15 protein-coding genes are annotated in these 16,940 nt (G+C 65.3%); 10 read left to right on the top strand and 5 right to left on the bottom strand.

Annotation, left to right across the window (positions count from 1 at the left end; genetic code table 11):
• Positions 1 to 35: 35 nt before the first annotated feature.
• Genes SBP01_RS19020 through SBP01_RS19005 form a run of 4 tightly spaced genes read left to right on the top strand, consistent with a single transcriptional unit; the run spans position 36 to position 4,461 of the window.
• The gene (locus SBP01_RS19020; protein ID WP_320536920.1) at positions 36 to 1,313 is read left to right on the top strand and encodes a thiamine pyrophosphate-dependent dehydrogenase E1 component subunit alpha; all 1,278 of its coding nucleotides are present in this window, start codon (positions 36 to 38) and stop codon (positions 1,311 to 1,313) included.
• The gene (locus SBP01_RS19015; RefSeq protein WP_320536919.1) at positions 1,313 to 2,293 is read left to right on the top strand and encodes an alpha-ketoacid dehydrogenase subunit beta; all 981 of its coding nucleotides are present in this window, start codon (positions 1,313 to 1,315) and stop codon (positions 2,291 to 2,293) included. The genes SBP01_RS19020 and SBP01_RS19015 overlap by 1 nt, the downstream gene beginning before the upstream one ends.
• Before the next feature lie 52 nt (positions 2,294 to 2,345).
• Positions 2,346 to 3,839 (top strand): dihydrolipoamide acetyltransferase family protein, encoded by a 1,494-nt coding sequence (locus SBP01_RS19010; RefSeq protein WP_320536918.1) that lies wholly within the window; start codon positions 2,346 to 2,348, stop codon positions 3,837 to 3,839.
• Positions 3,832 to 4,461 carry a phosphatase PAP2 family protein gene (locus tag SBP01_RS19005; RefSeq protein ID WP_275213106.1) on the top strand — a complete coding sequence of 210 codons (630 nt, stop codon included), beginning with the start codon at positions 3,832 to 3,834 and terminating at the stop codon, positions 4,459 to 4,461. The genes SBP01_RS19010 and SBP01_RS19005 overlap by 8 nt, the downstream gene beginning before the upstream one ends.
• 11 nt (positions 4,462 to 4,472) lie before the next feature.
• On the opposite strand, the gene SBP01_RS19000 is transcribed toward SBP01_RS19005, so the two are convergent.
• The 5 genes from SBP01_RS19000 to SBP01_RS18980 all read right to left on the bottom strand — a co-directional run bounded on the left by SBP01_RS19000 (position 4,473) and on the right by SBP01_RS18980 (position 8,518).
• Positions 4,473 to 4,820 (bottom strand): hypothetical protein, encoded by a 348-nt coding sequence (locus SBP01_RS19000; protein WP_275213107.1) that lies wholly within the window; start codon positions 4,818 to 4,820, stop codon positions 4,473 to 4,475.
• A gap of 145 nt (positions 4,821 to 4,965) precedes the next feature.
• Complete coding sequence (locus SBP01_RS18995) at positions 4,966 to 5,394, bottom strand: universal stress protein (RefSeq protein ID WP_275213108.1); 429 nt, start codon at positions 5,392 to 5,394, stop codon at positions 4,966 to 4,968.
• Between the two features lie 51 nt (positions 5,395 to 5,445).
• Entirely contained in the window at positions 5,446 to 6,750 is a 1,305-nt protein-coding gene (locus SBP01_RS18990) for a PLP-dependent aminotransferase family protein (protein ID WP_320536917.1), read from the bottom strand.
• Between the two features lie 78 nt (positions 6,751 to 6,828).
• The gene (locus tag SBP01_RS18985; RefSeq protein WP_275213110.1) at positions 6,829 to 7,671 is read right to left on the bottom strand and encodes a GerMN domain-containing protein; all 843 of its coding nucleotides are present in this window, start codon (positions 7,669 to 7,671) and stop codon (positions 6,829 to 6,831) included.
• 277 nt (positions 7,672 to 7,948) lie between these two features.
• Entirely contained in the window at positions 7,949 to 8,518 is a 570-nt protein-coding gene (locus tag SBP01_RS18980; protein ID WP_275213111.1) for an NAD(P)H-dependent oxidoreductase, read from the bottom strand.
• Between the two features lie 128 nt (positions 8,519 to 8,646).
• Here SBP01_RS18980 and SBP01_RS18975 point away from each other — a divergent pair, with 128 nt between their 5' ends.
• The 6 genes from SBP01_RS18975 (at position 8,647) to SBP01_RS18950 (ending at position 16,799) form a co-directional block, all read left to right on the top strand.
• The gene (locus SBP01_RS18975) at positions 8,647 to 9,267 is read left to right on the top strand and encodes a TetR/AcrR family transcriptional regulator (RefSeq protein WP_275213113.1); all 621 of its coding nucleotides are present in this window, start codon (positions 8,647 to 8,649) and stop codon (positions 9,265 to 9,267) included.
• A 367-nt stretch (positions 9,268 to 9,634) separates the two neighbouring features.
• The gene (locus tag SBP01_RS18970) at positions 9,635 to 10,618 is read left to right on the top strand and encodes an ABC transporter permease (protein WP_275213115.1); all 984 of its coding nucleotides are present in this window, start codon (positions 9,635 to 9,637) and stop codon (positions 10,616 to 10,618) included.
• A 2-nt stretch (positions 10,619 to 10,620) separates the two neighbouring features.
• Entirely contained in the window at positions 10,621 to 11,595 is a 975-nt protein-coding gene (locus SBP01_RS18965) for an ABC transporter permease (protein ID WP_275213116.1), read from the top strand.
• Positions 11,592 to 13,829, top strand: coding sequence for an ABC transporter ATP-binding protein (locus SBP01_RS18960; protein WP_320536915.1), 2,238 nt, complete (start codon positions 11,592 to 11,594; stop codon positions 13,827 to 13,829). The genes SBP01_RS18965 and SBP01_RS18960 overlap by 4 nt, the downstream gene beginning before the upstream one ends.
• A 49-nt stretch (positions 13,830 to 13,878) precedes the next feature.
• The gene (locus SBP01_RS18955) at positions 13,879 to 15,600 is read left to right on the top strand and encodes an ABC transporter family substrate-binding protein (protein ID WP_275213119.1); all 1,722 of its coding nucleotides are present in this window, start codon (positions 13,879 to 13,881) and stop codon (positions 15,598 to 15,600) included.
• Positions 15,601 to 15,728: 128 nt separating this feature from the next.
• Complete coding sequence (locus tag SBP01_RS18950) at positions 15,729 to 16,799, top strand: Gfo/Idh/MocA family oxidoreductase (protein WP_320536914.1); 1,071 nt, start codon at positions 15,729 to 15,731, stop codon at positions 16,797 to 16,799.
• The last annotated feature ends 141 nt before the right edge of the window (positions 16,800 to 16,940 follow it).

The following is a 16,940-nucleotide window of genomic DNA, read 5'->3' as shown; positions in this document are numbered from 1 at the left end:
GCAACGCATCCGCATGCGGCAAGCAAGGAGACGGTATGGGCGCCACACATTTGCCCTCCACCGAGTTCGACGGTACAGCGGTAGACGACCAGCGTGAGGCCGAAGCCGAGGCCCGCCTGGGCGGCCCTGCCGAGCCCATGGTGCAGCTGCTGGCGCCCGACGGGATGCTGGGCAGCGACCCGGTTTTTTCGTCGTACGCGGACAGGCTGGACGCGGATAAGCTGCGCGGCTTTTACGCCGACATGGCCAAGATCCGCCGCTTTGATGTTGAGGCAACGGCCCTTCAACGCCAGGGCCAGCTGGCGCTGTGGGTCCCGCTCACGGGCCAGGAAGCGGCTCAGATCGGCTCGGGACGGGCCAGCCAGCCGCAGGATTACATCTTCCCCACGTACCGGGAACACGGTGTCGCGCTGACCCGCAACGTGGACCTCGCCGAACTCCTCCGCCAGTTCCGCGGGGTCTCCAACGGCGGCTGGAACCCCAAGGACACCAACTTCCACCTCTACACCCTTGTCCTCGCAGCCCAGACGCCGCACGCCGTCGGCTACGCAATGGGAATCCAGCGGGACCAAAAGCTCGCGGCTGCGGCTGCCGGGGATGGCACCGCCCGCCCGGCCGAGCCCAAGGCTGCCGTCATGGTCTACTTCGGGGACGGTGCCAGTTCGGAAGGCGACGTCCATGAATCCATGGTGTTCGCCTCCTCCTACGACGCCCCCGTGGTCTTCTTCTGCCAGAACAACCACTGGGCCATCTCTGTGCCCAGCACCGTGCAGACGCGAATCCCGCTGTCCAACCGGGCCAAGGGCTACGGGTTCCCGGGCATCCGGGTCGACGGGAATGATGTCATCGCCGTCCATGCCGTTACCGAATGGGCGCTGGAGCGCGCCCGCGAGGGGCACGGACCGGTGCTGATCGAAGCCTTTACCTACCGGGTCGGCGCGCACACCACCGCCGATGACCCCACGAAGTACCGGGAGTCTTCCGAGGAAGCCCTCTGGCGGGCGAAGGATCCGCTGGACCGCCTGGAAAAATACCTCCGTGCCCAGGGATTGGCGGATGACGCCTTCTTCGAGCAGGTCAAAGCGGACGGCGATGAGCTCGCCACCTATGTCCGGAAGACAACGCATGACCTCGAGACACCGGACATCCGGACGGCGTTTGCCAACACGTACGTGGAGGCCCATCCTCTGGTGGCGGAAGAACTCGCCTGGTTCGAGGAATACAGTGCAGGGTTCGCTGACGAAGCACACGCCGGCCTTCCCGGGCCCGCAGGCACGCAAGACGATGAAGCAGCGACAGGAGTGGCCCGCTGATGACCACCATGACCATAGCGAAGGCGATCAACGAAGGCCTGCGCGCCACCCTGGACAACAACCCCCGTTCGCTGCTCATGGGCGAGGACATCGGGGCGCTGGGCGGCGTGTACCGTGTCACCGACGGCCTGCTCGCCGAGTTCGGTGCCGACCGGGTGGTGGACACCCCGCTTGCCGAGTCCGGCATCATCGGCACCGCCATCGGCCTGGCCCTGCGCGGGTACCTGCCCGTCTGCGAGATCCAGTTTGACGGCTTCGTTTTCCCCGGCTTCAACCAGATCACCACCCAGCTGGCCAAGATGCACGCGCGCAGCAATGGAAACCTCACGGTTCCCGTGGTGGTCCGGATCCCCTACGGCGGCGGGATTGGCTCCATCGAGCACCATTCGGAATCACCGGAAGCCCTTTTCGCCCACACGGCAGGCCTGCGGATCATCACGCCGTCGAACGCCCATGACGCCTACTGGATGATCCGGCAGGCCGTCGAGTGCCAGGACCCGGTCATTTTCTTTGAGCCGAAGCGCCGCTACTGGCTCAAGGGTGAGGTGGATACGGAGTCTCCCGGTGCATCGGCTGATCCGTTCAAAGCACACGTGCTGCGTGAGGGCACCGACGCCACCGTGGTGGCCTACGGACCCCTCGTGCCGGTGGCGCTGGCCGCCGCCGACGCCGCCGCGGAAGACGGCCGCAGCATTGAGGTCATCGACCTCCGCTCGCTTTCCCCCATCGACTTCGACACTGTCACCGCCTCCGCCAGGAAGACCGGCCGGCTCGTCGTCGCCCACGAGGCTCCGACCTTCGGCGGTATCGGCGGCGAGATCGCCGCCCGGATCAGCGAACGCGCTTTCCTCTCCCTGGAGGCTCCCGTGATCCGCGTCGGCGGCTTCCATATGCCGTACCCCGTAGCCAAGGTCGAGGAAGACTACCTTCCCGGCATCGACCGAATCCTCGAGGCGCTGGACCGCGCCTTGGCCTACTAGGCCCCCAGCACCGCTTGCGCCCGCCGCACAACTCGTCGCAAATGAGGACACCATGACTCTGAACAAGTTCAACCTGCCCGATGTGGGCGAAGGCCTCACCGAGGCGGAAGTTGTCGCCTGGAAGGTCAAGCCCGGCGACACCGTGGCGGTCAACGACGTCCTGTGCGAAATCGAGACCGCCAAGTCACTCGTTGAGCTGCCGTCCCCGTTCGCCGGGACCGTCACCGAGCTCCTGGTCGCCGAAGGCGTGACCATCGACGTCGGAACCCCCATGATCAGTGTCTCCGACACTGTCACCGGTGACCCGACCCCCGCCGATGTCCGCGCACCGGCCAGCCCCGTGCAGCCGCTGTACGGCACGCTTCCAACCGACGACGGCGACACTTCCGGTGGTGCCCCGGCCGGCGGTCCGCTGGTGGGATCGGGGCCGAAGGCGGACGCCGTCAAGCGCCGGCCCCGTAAGGCGGCTCCGGCCTCCGCACTGTCAATGAACGCCCCCGAGGTCGAACCCGTCCAGCCCCACACCCTGACTGAAGTCTTTGCCGGCCGCCCAGAGAGTGCCGCCGGTCCCGGCAACCGGGCTTCCGGCCAGGCCCTCCCCGTTGACACCCGCCCCACCCTCGGCGGAACCATCACCGGCCTGGTGAACCGGGTCCTGGCCAAACCGCCGGTCCGCAAAATTGCCCGCGACCTGGGAATCGACCTCGCGGATGTGGTGGCCACGGGTTTCCGGGGAGAAGTCACGCGTGAGGACCTGGTCAGCTACCAGGCGCAGCGGGACGCCGAGCATGACAAGGCAGACCACTTCTGGGGCACGGCCGGCAAGCCGCAGGACCAGCGGATAGAACGCATTCCCGTCAAGGGCGTCCGGAAGGCCACTGCCAAGGCCATGGTGGAGTCGGCCTTCGCCGCCCCGCACGTAAGCATCTTTGTTGACGTCGATGCCAGCCGCACCATGGAATTCGTCAAGCGGTTGAAGGCCTCCCGCGATTTTGAGGGGATCAAGGTTTCGCCGCTGCTGATCCTGGCCAAGGCCGTCATCTGGGCTGCCGCCCGGAACCCCAGCGTCAACGCCACGTGGGTGGACAACGTGGACGGGACGGACTCCGCCGAGATCCACGTCAAGCACTACATGAACCTGGGCATCGCCGCCGCCACCCCGCGCGGGCTCATGGTGCCGAACATCAAGGACGCCCAGGATCTTTCCCTTAAAGAGCTCGCGCTGGCCCTGAACAATCTGGCCACCACCGCCCGGGCAGGCAAAACCCGGCCGGCCGAGATGCAGGGTGGAACGCTCACCATCACCAACATCGGTGCTTTGGGGATTGACACGGGAACGCCCATTATCAATCCGGGGGAAGTGGCCATCGTGGCCTTCGGAACCATTAAGCAGAAGCCGTGGGTGCTCGACGGCGAAGTCATTCCGCGCTGGATCACCACCCTTGGCGGCTCGTTCGACCACAGAGTGGTTGACGGTGACCTGTCTGCCCGTTTTATGGCCGACGTCGCCGCGATCCTTGAGGAGCCGGCGCTCCTTCTTGACTAGGGAATCCAGAGCTGCGAGCCCGGCGGCGCTCCGTGCCAGGAACCGGACGGCCAGATGGCTGACTGAGGCTTTCCAGCCGCCGGTGGTGGTGACGCTGCAACTGCTCATCAGCCCCGTGATCGAACCCGGTTTTCCGGGGACCATCGGCTACGGGGCACTTGCTGCCGTCTTTGTCTGTGTGCTGCCGCTGTTCCTGCTGCTTATCCTTGTGCGGCTGGGCAAAGTCACGGACCATCACGTCAGCGACCGGCGTCAGCGGGCGCCGGTGCTCCTCATGGCACTGGCCTGTGTCATCGCCGGGCTGGTGGTGCTCTCCGCCGTCGGGTCGCCGCGCAGCGTTGTGGTCATGGTGCTCGGCATCGTGGCGGGCATCGTGATGCTGGCCGCCGTCAGCCCGTTCTGGAAGATCAGCGGGCACGCGGCCGCAGTGTCGTCGGCAGCGGCGATCTCCGTACTGATGCTCGGCCCGGCGTGGCTGCCGCTGCTGATACTGATTCCGGCCGTCGGCTGGTCCAGGGTGGTCCTGCGCGCCCACACATTGGCGCAGGTGGTGGCCGGCTCGCTGTTCGGCGGCCTGGTGATGGCCGGGCTGTGGGTGGTCCTGCGGGACTGGCTTCTCTAGCTCAGGGCCGTTTAGTATCCGTAGGCGGAGTAGGCCGTGAGCATCTCGAGCATTTCCGGGCTTCCGGCCCATGTTTGGGTCAGGGCGGCTGATGTTCCGAAGACCAGACCGCCGAGGATCACGGCGACGGCCGCGATCCCGGCGAAGAATTTCCTGTCCTCATAGAGGACGCTCCGGATGGTGGCCGGGAGGCGGAGGTCCGGGGCGATGAGGTTGGGCGCGCTGTCCACCGAGCCGTCGTCCAGGAGCGCAATGACCCGTCCGGCGCCGCGGTCCAGGCGCATTGAGCAGATGTGGTTGCCGTGGCGGGCAAGGAGGATGTCGTGGCCAACAAACTGGCGGCGCTGGAGAGTAAGCAAAATGGGGCCCCTTTGGAGGTGGAGAGTGAGTGACCGCTCCGTTGGGGGCACTCCCATTTTATCGTCCGGGGCAGGCCCAATCCGGCTGAAACGGGGTGAGAACGGACACCATGCACAGGCTCAGTGCATGGTGTCCGGCTCGCGGTCAGTCGGCGTCGTACGTGTTGGCGATGTAGACGTCGCAGGTGGCGTTGTGCGCCACGCTGTTGGCCACGCTGCCCAGCACGCGGCCGATGCCGCGCATCCGGCGGTTACCCACCACGATCATTTTGGCGCCGAGGCGTTCGGCTTCGTTGATCAGTGCGTCGGCGGGCTTGCCGCGGGCGGCCGAGTACGTGACCTTGACGCTGCCGGCCAGGGCATCGGCCACGGTTTTGGCCACGTGCTCCGCGCCGTCGGCGTCAGAAACGATCCACCGGTCACTCCCGGAGCCGAAAACCTCTGTGCGGTCACTGTCGAAGGCCGAGACCACGTGCAGGGAGCCGCCTAAAGCGACGGCGAGGTCCCTGGCCGCCTCGGCAGCCTTTTTGGCAGTCCCGCTGCCATCAACGCCCACAACGATAATTCCGCTCATGCTTTGTACTCCTTGTAGAGATGAAGTTGGCCGTACTCAGTCCGGCCAACGTTACAACGCCGCGAGGTTTTCCCGCAGTACCCCGGCAAGGCGTCGAACTCCCTCGTCAATTGCTTCCGGCGGCACCGCGCTAAAGGCCAGCCTTAGCTTGTTCGACGGTTCATCGGACGGCGTGAAGGCGGCCCCCGGGATAAAAACGACGCCGGCGTCGATGGCCTGCTTCAGCACGGGGTAGGTGTCCACGCCTTCGGGGAGGGTGACCCATACGAAGAAACCGCCCTCGGGGCTGGTCCAGGCGGTGCCTGCGGGCATATGTTTTTCCAGTGCGGCCAGCATTGCCGCGCACCGTTCAGCGTAGATGCCCCGGTAGGTTTCGATCTGGCCCTTCCAGTCGTAGTCCCGGAGGTACGCCGAGACGAGCATCTGGTTGAACGCAGGCGGGCACAACGTAACGGACTCCGAGGCCAGGTAGTAGCGCCGCTGCAGATGGTCGGGCACCAGGGCCCAGCCGATGCGAAGGCCCGGGGCGAAGATCTTCGAAAAAGAACCCAAGTAGATAACGTCGGCGGGATTCGCGGCGCGAAGGGGTTCCAGCGGCTGTCCCTGGTAGCGCAACAGACCGTACGGGTTGTCCTCAAGCACAATAATATTCGCCTTGCGGCATATATCGACAATCTGCTGCCTGCGCTCCGCACCCAACGTGATCCCGGAGGGATTGTTGAAGTTGGGGATGGTGTAGAGCAGCTTGATGTTTTTCCCGGCGGTCTGGAGCGCCGCGATCCTGGCCTCCAGCAGCTCGGGCACCAGGCCGTCGTCGTCCATTTCCACGGTGGCGACTTCAACCTGATACGCCTCGAAGGTGTTCAGGGCTCCCACGTAGGTGGGGTCCTCCACCAGCACCACGTCACCCGGATTACAGAAGACCTTCGTGGCCACATCCTGGGCCGACTGGGAGCCGGCGGTGATCACCACGTTCTGCGGCAGGGCATCCAAGATTCCTTCGGCGGCCATCACCTCGCAGATCTGCGCGCGCAGTTCCTCGGTGCCCTGGCCGCCGCCGTACTGCAGGGCGGTGAGTCCGTCCTTGGCGATGATGTCGGCGGCCGTCGCGGCGAGGCGTTCCAGTGGAAGGGACTGCAGGTAGGGGCTGCCGCCCGCGAGGGACACGAGTCCCGGACGCAGCGAGATGTCGAAAACGTCCCGGACGGCGGATTGCTTGATATTGGCGGCGCGCGCCGAAAAGAGGGCCTCGTGTGGATGCGCCGCGCGGTGGGCAGAGGTCGCCGCGCGTTCGATTGCGTCAATGGCTTCGGCCGGAAGTGGTGCTTCTGCAGCATCAAGCGTTTCGTGGGTCACATCCTCAGGATACAGCCGCATGTTTCCAATAAGGCAACATCTGTTGCTTTGATTGCCAGAGGCCGTCACTTCAGGCCGTCACTTCAGGCTGAGAACATCCGCGAGCCTCACACCATTGACATAGATCTCCGCGCGGATGGCGCCCACTGACGCCACGGCGGTTTGGGTGAGCTGGGCCTCGACCCTGGGGATGTCGCACACTCCGCCCGGATGGAGTGTGCCGGAGAGGTAAACGGTCACCGTGTAACCGTCGAACGTGCCGGACAGGAACGTCAGCGTCGAGGCTGACAGTGCGTTGTACAGGCCGGGGGACGGCTCCACGGACCCGTCGAGCAGCGCATTCATGGCCGCAGCCAACGGCTCGGCCGGTCCCCCGGGGGAGCGGCGGATACCTGCGAGGCTGTCATTGCAGCCAAAGCGGACACCTTTCGCGCCGGCGTCGCCAAGCACCACGTAGTAGGCCGTGACCGGCCTGCCGGGGGTCTGCTGGCCGGCCTGGCGCCCGGACGCCGCAGGCGGCGGCGCCGGCGGCGGGTTGGATGGCGGCGAAGGAGATGGTTCAGGGGCGGGAGAAGGCCTCGGTGCTGCCGGGCCGGGTCCCGCACCGGAGGCCGAAGCGGTTTGGACTATGCCGGCGCTGCCGGTGGTGCCGCCGGTACCGACGGGCGGGGTGAGCTGCTGTGCTGTAACCGGGGGAACGGCGGCGGTTTCCGACTCCGCCGCGGCCGGGGGAGGCGACTGCGGCCGGGGCGCCGGCAGCGAAACTGCTCCCGGCGCCTCCGTGGCCCCGACGCCAGTGGCGCCGGCCGGGACGCTGCCGGCGGGAGGGGGCAGGCCCGGTGTGCAGGAGCCGAGCCACAGCGGCAGGGTGAGCGCCGCCGTCGTCACCGCAAGCCTCCCGGCCCTCCAGCTGCCTGCCATGCCCCGCCGCGTTTCCGTCAACCTCGTGTGCAGGTGCCTGCTGCACGTCGTTCCCTGCTCCATTTCCTGCAATTAACGGTACGGCGGTCCCGGCGCGGTGAGAATGGCCGACCGGTAGCGGTTGGGCCAAGACTTGGTTACGTGGGCGCCGCGGGGCGCACGCCGCGGTAACAAAATCGTCACGGGCAGACAGATGGCGGGCGGACAGATGCCCCGGCCACCTTGCGGTGTCCGGGGCATCTGAGGATCTGGGGGCTGGCTCGTGCCAGCGCCGGCCTTAGGCTGCGGTCTGCGCGGCCCTCTGAGCGGCGGAGATCGCGTCGAAGACGCCCTTGATCTGCTCCACTACCTCGGCGTCGTCCTTCGGGTGCAGTTCGGCGAACCGGACCATGGAGCCGGGGACGGCCAGCTTGGCGTCCTCGAGGACCTGGGCGCCGGCAATGCCGACTGCCTTGCGGGCTTCGTCCTGGGCCCAGACGCCGCCGAACTGACCAAAGGCGGTTCCCACGACGGCGGTGGGCTTGCCGGCGAGGGCGCCGGCGCCGAAGGGGCGGGACAGCCAGTCGATGGCGTTCTTCAGGGACGCCGGAACCGTGCCGTTGTGCTCGGGGGTAACCAGGAGGACGGTGTCGGCCTCGGTGGCGGCAGCGCGCAGGGCGGCGGCGGCAGCGGGCACCTGGCCCTCAACGTCGATGTCTTCGTTGTAGAAGGGAATGTTGCCCAGGCTTTCGTGGATGACAACGTCAACCTGCTCGGGGGCGTTGAGCTGGATGGCTTCGGCCAGCTTCTGGTTGGTGGATTCGGCGCGGAGGCTGCCAACAAGGGTGAGGATGGTGCTCTTGGACATACGAACTCCTGGTGTCGGGCCGGGGCTGGGCCGTCGGCCGGTGGAAGGGTGGAGGCGCAGATTGCCGCCTTCATCAGCTAAACGGACTGCGGTCCGATTAATATTCCCGTGCGGCTAGGATGTGGACTGTGAGTTACATCCCATTGCTGCCAGCATCGCGTGCCGCACCGCTGGTTGGCCCGGTGGCGGAGCGGAGTGATGCGGCGCGGAACCGGGAACGGCTGCTGGGCGCAGCGCGCGACCTGATCGCCGAAGGCGGCGTGGACGCACTCACCATGGACAGGCTGGCCGAGCGTGCCCGGGTGGGTAAGGGAACTGTCTTCCGCAGGTTCGGCAGCCGGACCGGGCTGATGATGTCCCTGCTCAGCGATTCCGAAGCCGCCTTCCAGGCCCGGTTCATGTTTGGCCCGCCGCCGCTGGGACCCGGGGCTCCAGGCCTGGAGCGGCTGATTGCCTTTGGCTCGGCCCGCGTCGCCTACGTGCTGGAGCACGGAGATCTGGTGCGCGCCGCGGAGAGTTCGGCGCAGGGCAGGTATGAGGTTCCCGCGGCGCTGCTGTGGCAGCGGCACGTCGAAGTCCTGCTGCGGGAAGAAAGCATGGAGGCGGACCCCGTGCTGATGGCCATGACGCTCATCTCCACCCTTGACCCGGAGCGGCTGCTGTATGCGGTCCGGGTACAGGGCGTGACCCCCGAGCGGCTCACGTCGACGTGGCGTGAACTTGTCACGCGGGTTGTCAGTCGCCGTTAGGGTAGCCGCAAATGCTGTCACCGTCCAGTCAAATCAATTCCCCTGAGTTATTCATAACGATCTGATACGGGGCCGTCGGTTTCGACGAAAATGGCCACTTTCGGGCTCCGTCTATGTGGTAGTTTCCTCTGGAATGTGACCCGCAACATAGTCCACTACCCGGGCTGGCCTGCGACGGTCGTCGGAGGCCAGCGACGCGCTGGTGTACACCTGGGAGCCGCGAGACCCGCGGTGCGGCAGGTAAATTTTGGAAGGATCTGGAACATGGATGCACTCAAGGCATACACTCCGTTGCATACCTGGGGCGATCCCCTGGGATGTTCCTGTGCAATCCAAACGGCGGCCCAGATCCTGAAGTAGACGCCACATGCTCCGGTACCTTGCCAAACGCGGCATCACCTACGTTTTTATGATTTTCCTGACCACGTCGGCCGGGTACTTCCTGGCGGTCAGTTCCCTCAAGCCGGCTCTGCTGGAACAGGAGCGGATTCCCCGTCCCACCCCCGAACAGGTTGCCAACTCCATGCGCCTGAAAGGGCTGGACCCGGACCTGAGCCCCTGGGAACGCTACGTTGAGTGGCTTACCGGAATTGTCACGCGCTGGGATTGGGGACGCAGCCCCAACGGTGCCTTTATCAATGCCGAGTTCGGGGACCGCGTCTGGATCTCCACCAGGCTGTTCCTCGCCGCCATCATCCTGACGCTGGTCATCGGTGTCGCCCTTGGCGTGTACTCGGCCGCCCGCCAGTACAAGTTCCAGGACCGGGTGATCACTTCCTACAGCTACCTCGCCTACATCGTCCCCGCACCCATCGCCTACTTCCTGGTGCAGCTCGGCGCCATCAACATCAACGAGACCGTCGGCGAACGCATCTTCTTCGTCACCGGCATCTCCACCCCCGGCATGGCGCCGGGGTGGGCACAGTTCGCGGACATGCTCGCCCACTATGCGGTGCCCACCATCGCCATCACGCTGGTGGGCTGGGGTTCATACCAGATCGCGCAGCGGCAGTACCTGCTGGACAACGTCAATGCCGATTTCGTCCGGACCGCCCGTGCCAAGGGCCTGACCCGCAACCAGGCCATTTCCCGGCACGCCCTGCGGGTCTCGTTCATCCCCGTGGCCCAGAGCATCGCCTTCACCGTCCCGGCAATTTTCGCCGGCGGCTTCTTTGCCGAGAAGATCTTTGCGTGGCCCGGCGTCGGCTCGTGGAGCATCGACGCCATCTCGCTGCAGGACGTCAACGCCGCTACAGCCACGCTGGCCTACGGTTCGGTCATCTTCGCCATCGGTGCCATCCTCGCGGACTTCGCCACCACGCTTGTCGACCCGAGAGTGCGGGTGCAGTAGCCATGACCAACCTCAATTCAGTTGATGCCGCAGCGGTGGCCCAGGATGCGCACCTGGACAGCGCCGACGCCGTGATCGGAAAATCCACCATCATCTTCCGCCGCTTTATGCGGAACAAGACGGCGGTCGCAGGGCTGGCCATCTTCCTGGCACTGACCATCTTCTCCTTTGTCGGGGGCTTCTTCACGCCCTGGGACAAGGAAACCATCGACCCGTTCAACATTGGCATGCCGCCCTCCGGCGACCACTTCCTTGGCACCTCCCAGGCGGGCATCGACCTCTACGCCATGACGGTTGAAGGGACCCGCATCTCCATCCTGATAGGCCTGATTGTGGGCCTGGTGTCCGTCCTGATCGCTGCCGTGTACGGATGCACCATGGCCTACTTCGGCGGGAAAGTGGACAAAGTCATGCTCTTTGTCCTGGAGGCCCTCATCATGATGCCCGCGCTGCTGGTGGTGGCTGTGGCCACGAGCGGCGGCGGGGGCACTTTGAAGCAGAACCTCCCCAGCTGGCTCCTGCTGATCATCGTTCTCCTGGTGTTCAGCTGGATGGGCACGGCCAGGCTGATCCGTTCACTGTCCATGTCGCTCATGCAGCGTGACTTCGTCAAAGCAGCCCAGTACATGGGGGTACCGCCGCGCCGGATCGTCTGGCGGCACCTGGTGCCCAACATCGGGTCGCTACTCGTCCTGGACATCACCCGGGGTGTCACCGGCGCCATCCTGGCCGAAGTCGCGTTCTCCTTCATCGGCATCGGCATCAAGGTTCCGGACGTCAGCCTGGGCGTCCTGATCGGCGGCGCTACGTCCCAGGTCCAGACCTTTCCCTGGATGTTCTGGGTTCCGCTGACGGTGATGTTTCTGCTGACCGGGTCCCTGGCCATGATGAACGACGGACTTCGGGACGCCTTCGACCCCAGCTCCAGTTCCGTTGGCCGGGCAAAAAAGAAAAACGGACAGAGGGCCGGCAAATGAGCAACGAAACCACCATCGGTCCGGCTGACCCGGCCGGCACAACAGCCGAACGGCTGCACATCGCAGGCCTCCACTCGCCGTCGGACGCGGTGCTGTCCGTCCGGGACCTGCACGTCAGCTTCAACTCCGAAAACGGCTCCGTGCACGCGGTCCGGGGCGTGGACTTCGACCTAATGCCGGGCAAGACCCTGGGAATCGTAGGGGAGTCCGGTTCCGGCAAGTCGGTGACGTCGCTGGCCATCATGGGCCTGCTGCCGTCCACTGCGGAGATCTCCGGCTCGGTCCGGCTTAAGGGCCAGGAACTGCTGGGCCTCAGCGACAAAGCCATGTGCGCGCACCGCGGCAATGACATCGCCATGGTGTTCCAGGACCCACTGTCCTCCCTGACCCCGGTGTACACGGTGGGGGCCCAGATCACCGAGGCCCTGACCATCCACAACCCTGGCATGAGCAAATCGGCGAAGGAGGCCCGCGCCGTCGAACTGCTGGCGATGGTGGGCATTCCCAGCCCGAAGAACCGGCTCAAGGCCTTCCCGCACGAGTTCTCCGGCGGCATGCGCCAGCGCGTGATGATCGCCATTGCCATCGCCAATAATCCGCGGGTCCTGATCGCTGATGAGCCGACGACGGCGCTGGACGTCACCATCCAGGCCCAGGTGCTTGAGGTGCTTCATACGGCACAGGAGGAGACCGGGGCCGCCGTCGTGATGATCACGCACGATCTCGGCGTCGTGGCGGGCATGGCGGACGACATCATGGTCATGTACGCGGGAAAACCGGTGGAAACCGGCCCGGTGGACGATATCTACTACAACCCGCGCATGCCCTACACCATGGGGTTGCTCGGGGCCGTTCCCAGGGTGGATGTTGCAGAGAAGTCCTCGCTGGTGCCGATCGACGGCATCCCGCCCAACCTGCTCCACACCCCCACGGGCTGCTCGTTCGCACCCCGGTGCCCGCTGGTCACCGAGGCCTGCCTGTCCGGGGAACCGCCACTGCTGCCGGCCGACGGCCACGCCTCGCACAAGGCCGCCTGCATCAGGTCCGAAGAACTCGGCGGAGAAGTTAATGCACTCGAGATCTTCTCGGCTCCGCCGGTTCCCGTCTCACGGTTTGACGCCATCCCCCGCTGGGAACGCTCCGCTGTCCTGGAACTCAAGGAAGTCCGGAAGTACTTCCCGCTGACCAAGGGCGCCCTCCTCAAACGGCGCATCGGCACTGTCAAAGCGGTGGACGGCCTGAGCTTCGACATCCGCGAAGGGGAGTGCTTCTCCATTGTGGGGGAGTCCGGCTCCGGGAAAACCACCACACTCCTGGAAATCATGGAATTTCACAAGGACCAGGACGGTGAGGTGGTCATCGGCGGGATCAGCAACAAGCAGGCGGTTGATGCCAAGGCCAAAGCCGCCATGCGCAGGGAAATGCAGATGGTTTTCCAGGATCCCACGGGTGCACTGGATCCCCGCTTCACCGTCTACGAGGTCCTGGCTGAACCGCTCCAGAACGCAGGCATGGACAAGCAGGCCATCAAAAAGCGCATCATGGAACTGATGAAGCTTGTGGGGCTGCAGCCGGACCACGTCAACCGGTTTCCCAACCAGTTCTCCGGCGGCCAGCGCCAACGGGTGGGAATTGCCCGGGCCCTGGCTGTAAACCCGAAGCTGGTGGTCCTGGACGAGCCGGTGTCCGCGCTGGACGTCTCCGTGCAGGCCGGCGTCATCAACCTGCTGGACCGGCTCCGCGCCGAACTTGGCCTCAGTTACCTGATGGTGGCGCACGACCTCTCGGTGGTCCGGCACATCTCCAACCGGGTGGCAGTGATGTACCTGGGCAAGATCGTGGAGGTCGGCGAGGTACACCGGGTCTTTGACAACCCTCGCCACCCGTACACCCGGGCGCTGCTGTCCGCCATTCCCGTGCCGGACCCGCAGTTTGAGCGCACCAGAGAGCGGATCATCCTCAAAGGCGACCTCCCGTCCCCGCTGGATGCCCCCAAGGGCTGCAACTTTGCCACCCGGTGCCCTGTCTTCGCGGCACTTCCGGCCGCCAAACAGGAAAAGTGCCTGACCCTTGAGCCGCCGCTCGAAGCTGTGCGGCCCTCCCAGGCAGTGCAAGCCCTGGAAGCCGGCCCCACCGCAGCCGTAGACCAGCAGTTCGCCTGTTTCTTCCCGGACGGCGAACTGGACGAAGACATGCTGGTGGTCCACGAAGCGGCGGACCCCAGTGCACCCTAGGTTTTACATACCCATCACAAGCACCACCCGCACCTATGAAGGGAAAACAATGAGGAATCTGAACAGGATCGGCGGAGCTGCGGCACTTGCCGCAGCCCTGACGCTGACGGCCTGCGGCGGTGGCGGGGGAACCCCCACCGGCCCGGAAACGGCCAAGGGCCAGGCATCGGGCAGCGATCTGTCCAAGCTCATCAGCATCAACGAAAAACCAGCCGCGGATCTTGAGCAGGGCGGCAAGGTCACCCTGCCGCTGGGCAACATTGGGCCTGACTTCAACGGGTTCTCCAACAACGGCAACAGTGCGGACAACTCCGCCCTGCAGGTCCCGATGAACCCGATCGGCATGAACAGCGGCGGCATCGGCGGCTGCTGGAAGGTGGACTTCAAGGGCAAGGTCACACCCAACACGGACTTCTGCGAGTCCGTGGACAGTGTGGTCAAGGACGGCAAGCAGACCGTCACCATCAAGGTGAACCCCAAAGCCACCTACAACGACGGCACCCCCATTGACGTCAAGGCTTTCAAGAACACCTGGAACATCCTCAAGAGCGCCGATGCCGGCTACGACATCGTGAGCTCCGGGGCGTACGAGTTCGTTGATTCCGTCGAAGCAGGCAGCAGCGACAAGGAAGTCATCGTCAAGACCAGCCGTCCGGTCTTCCCGGTGGATTCGCTCTTCTTCGGGCTCATCCACCCCGCCGTGAACACCCCCGAGATCTTCAACGACGGCTACAACGGCAACCTGCACCCCGAATGGATGGCCGGTCCCTTCAAGCTGGACCAGTACGACACCGCCGCCAAGACCGTAACGCTGGTGCCGAACGACAAATGGTGGGGCCAGAAGCCGGTGTTGGCCAACGTGACCTTCCGCCAGCTGGAAACCAGCGCCCAGATCGCCGCTTTCAAAAACGGTGAGATCGACGCCATGTCCGCGAACACCATCTCGCTCTACAAGCAGCTTGACGGCACCAAGGATTCCGATATCCGCCGCGGCCAGCGGCTCTTCGCCGGCGGCATGAACCTGAACGCGCAGCGGATCACGGACGTCGCCGTGCGCAAGGCGATTTTCGCGGCCGTGGACCGGGAGGCCCTCCGCAAGGTGCGCTTCAACGGCCTGAACTGGGAGGAGCCCAGCTCCGGATCCATGATGCTGTTGCCCTTCTCCGAGTACTACCAGGACAACTACCCCGTCAAGGAAACCGGCCCGGACGCCGCCAAGAAGGTCCTCACGGACGCAGGTTACACCGCGAACGCCAGCGGCATCATGGAGAAGGACGGCAAGCCGGCAGCCTTCAAGATCAGCAACTTCGGCGACGACCCCACCACCCTGGCCTTCGCCCAGACCCTCCAGAACCAGCTCAAGGCCGGCGGCATGGACGTGGCGATCGACCAGCGCGCTTCCGCCGACTTCGGCAAGGTCCTGGGCTCACGCGAGTTCGACATGAGCATCTCCGGCTACACGGTTGGTGCTGATGCAACGGACGCCGTCAAGCAGTACTACGACTCCAAGGTCAACGAGAACAAACTCGGGGACGCGGATCTGGACAAGAAGATCGCCGATCTGGCCTCCATCGAGGACAACGCCGCCCGCAACAAGGCAGCGATGGACGTGGAGAAGGAGCACATGGCGAAGTATTTCTCCATGGGCGTTGTCATGAACGGCCCGCAGATCTCCTTCGTCCGCACCGGCCTGGCCAACTACGGCCCGTCCCTGTTCCAGAGCCTGTCCCAGGTTCCGGACTGGACCACCCTCGGCTGGCAGAAGAAGTAACGCTCTCTCACTTAATGTGGGTTCTTCCTAAACGCTCTCTCACTTCCGGCCCGTCATACGCGGGGAGTGAGAGAGCGTTTGGTTTTAACGCACATTAACTGCGAGAGCGTGCGGGTACGGTACTGCCTATGAACACCACTGAACCTGAACACGCCATCCGGACCGCCGTCGTCGGCTATGGCCTCTCCGGGAGCGTCTTCCACGCGCCGCTCATTGCCGCGGACCCCCGCTACTCGCTGGACGTCATTGCCACGTCCGACGCCGGCCGGCAGGCTGCGGCGACGCAGCGGTACCCGGGCGTCAAAACAGTGCGCGACGGCGGTGCTGTCCTTGAGCTCGCCGGTGACCTTGACCTTGTGGTGCTGGGAACCCCGCCCGCCACCCATTTCCCGCTGGCGAAGGCGGCGCTGGAGGCCGGGCTGGACGTGGTGGTGGACAAGCCGTTCGCAGTCAGCAGCGCACAGGGCCGGGAGCTGATCGCCCTGGCCGACAGGTTGGGCCGGGTGCTCACGGTGTTCCACAACCGGCGCTGGGACGGCGACTTCCTGACTGTCCGCAAGCTCCTGGCGGGGGATGCGCTGGGCGAGGTATCGCGGTTCGAGTCCAGCTTCGAGCGGTGGTCGCCGGCGATTTCGAAGGCCTGGAAGGCCAGTGCCACCGCGGCGGACGGCGGCGGTGTGCTGTTCGACCTCGGCACGCATCTGATCGATCAGGCACTCCAGCTGTTCGGGCCGGCGGAGGTTGTCCACGCCGAGCTTCAGATCCGCCGGCGGGACGAGAAGGCGGACGACGATGCGTTTGTGGTTTTACAGCACGGGTCGGGCGTCCTCAGCCACCTGACCATGAACATGCTGTGCGCCCAGCAGGGCCCGCGGTTCCGGATCCTCGGCTCCGCCGGGGCCTTCACCAAGCACGGGGTGGACCCCCAGGAGCCCTACATTGCGGCCGGCGGCGGCCCGCTGGATTCCGCATACGGCGTGGAGGCGCCCGAGTGGGCTGGAGCGTTGGGCCGGGACGGGCACCTGGATGCCCTGCCGACGGAACGGGGCGCCTACCCGGAGTTCTACCGGATCCTGGGGGACAAAATCCTCGACGGCGGGAGCACCTCCGCGCTGCCCCTGCCGGTAGACCCGGATGATGCGGTGGCAGTGCTGGGCATTATCGAGTCAGCCCGGAAAGCCGCCCCCGCGCGCTCTTGAAATTGTGTGAGGTGAGTCACTAGGGTCTGGTGTTGCGGGTGTTACCCCATTTGCTGGGCGGGGTATCCGCAGGGATCCGGGCAACAGCCCTCAGGATCGTGAACCAGGACTCTTGCCCGTGGACGTGGCTACCGCTGCGAC

This window comes from Pseudarthrobacter sp. IC2-21 (assembly GCF_034048115.1).
Lineage (GTDB): Bacteria > Actinomycetota > Actinomycetes > Actinomycetales > Micrococcaceae > Arthrobacter > Arthrobacter naphthalenicus.
Note: the sequence above shows the minus strand (reverse complement) of the source record. Positions and strands in the feature narration are given on the sequence as shown.

Coding starts and splice junctions, on each gene's coding strand:
- SBP01_RS19020 (WP_320536920.1), top strand. CDS start 36: ATGGGCGCCACACATTTGCCCTCCACCGAGTTCGACGGTACAGCGGTA.
- SBP01_RS19015 (WP_320536919.1), top strand. CDS start 1,313: ATGACCACCATGACCATAGCGAAGGCGATCAACGAAGGCCTGCGCGCC.
- SBP01_RS19010 (WP_320536918.1), top strand. CDS start 2,346: ATGACTCTGAACAAGTTCAACCTGCCCGATGTGGGCGAAGGCCTCACC.
- SBP01_RS18995 (WP_275213108.1), bottom strand. CDS start 5,394: ATGAGCGGAATTATCGTTGTGGGCGTTGATGGCAGCGGGACTGCCAAA.
- SBP01_RS18985 (WP_275213110.1), bottom strand. CDS start 7,671: ATGGCAGGCAGCTGGAGGGCCGGGAGGCTTGCGGTGACGACGGCGGCG.
- SBP01_RS18980 (WP_275213111.1), bottom strand. CDS start 8,518: ATGTCCAAGAGCACCATCCTCACCCTTGTTGGCAGCCTCCGCGCCGAA.
- SBP01_RS18970 (WP_275213115.1), top strand. CDS start 9,635: ATGCTCCGGTACCTTGCCAAACGCGGCATCACCTACGTTTTTATGATT.
- SBP01_RS18965 (WP_275213116.1), top strand. CDS start 10,621: ATGACCAACCTCAATTCAGTTGATGCCGCAGCGGTGGCCCAGGATGCG.
- SBP01_RS18960 (WP_320536915.1), top strand. CDS start 11,592: ATGAGCAACGAAACCACCATCGGTCCGGCTGACCCGGCCGGCACAACA.
- SBP01_RS18955 (WP_275213119.1), top strand. CDS start 13,879: ATGAGGAATCTGAACAGGATCGGCGGAGCTGCGGCACTTGCCGCAGCC.
- SBP01_RS18950 (WP_320536914.1), top strand. CDS start 15,729: ATGAACACCACTGAACCTGAACACGCCATCCGGACCGCCGTCGTCGGC.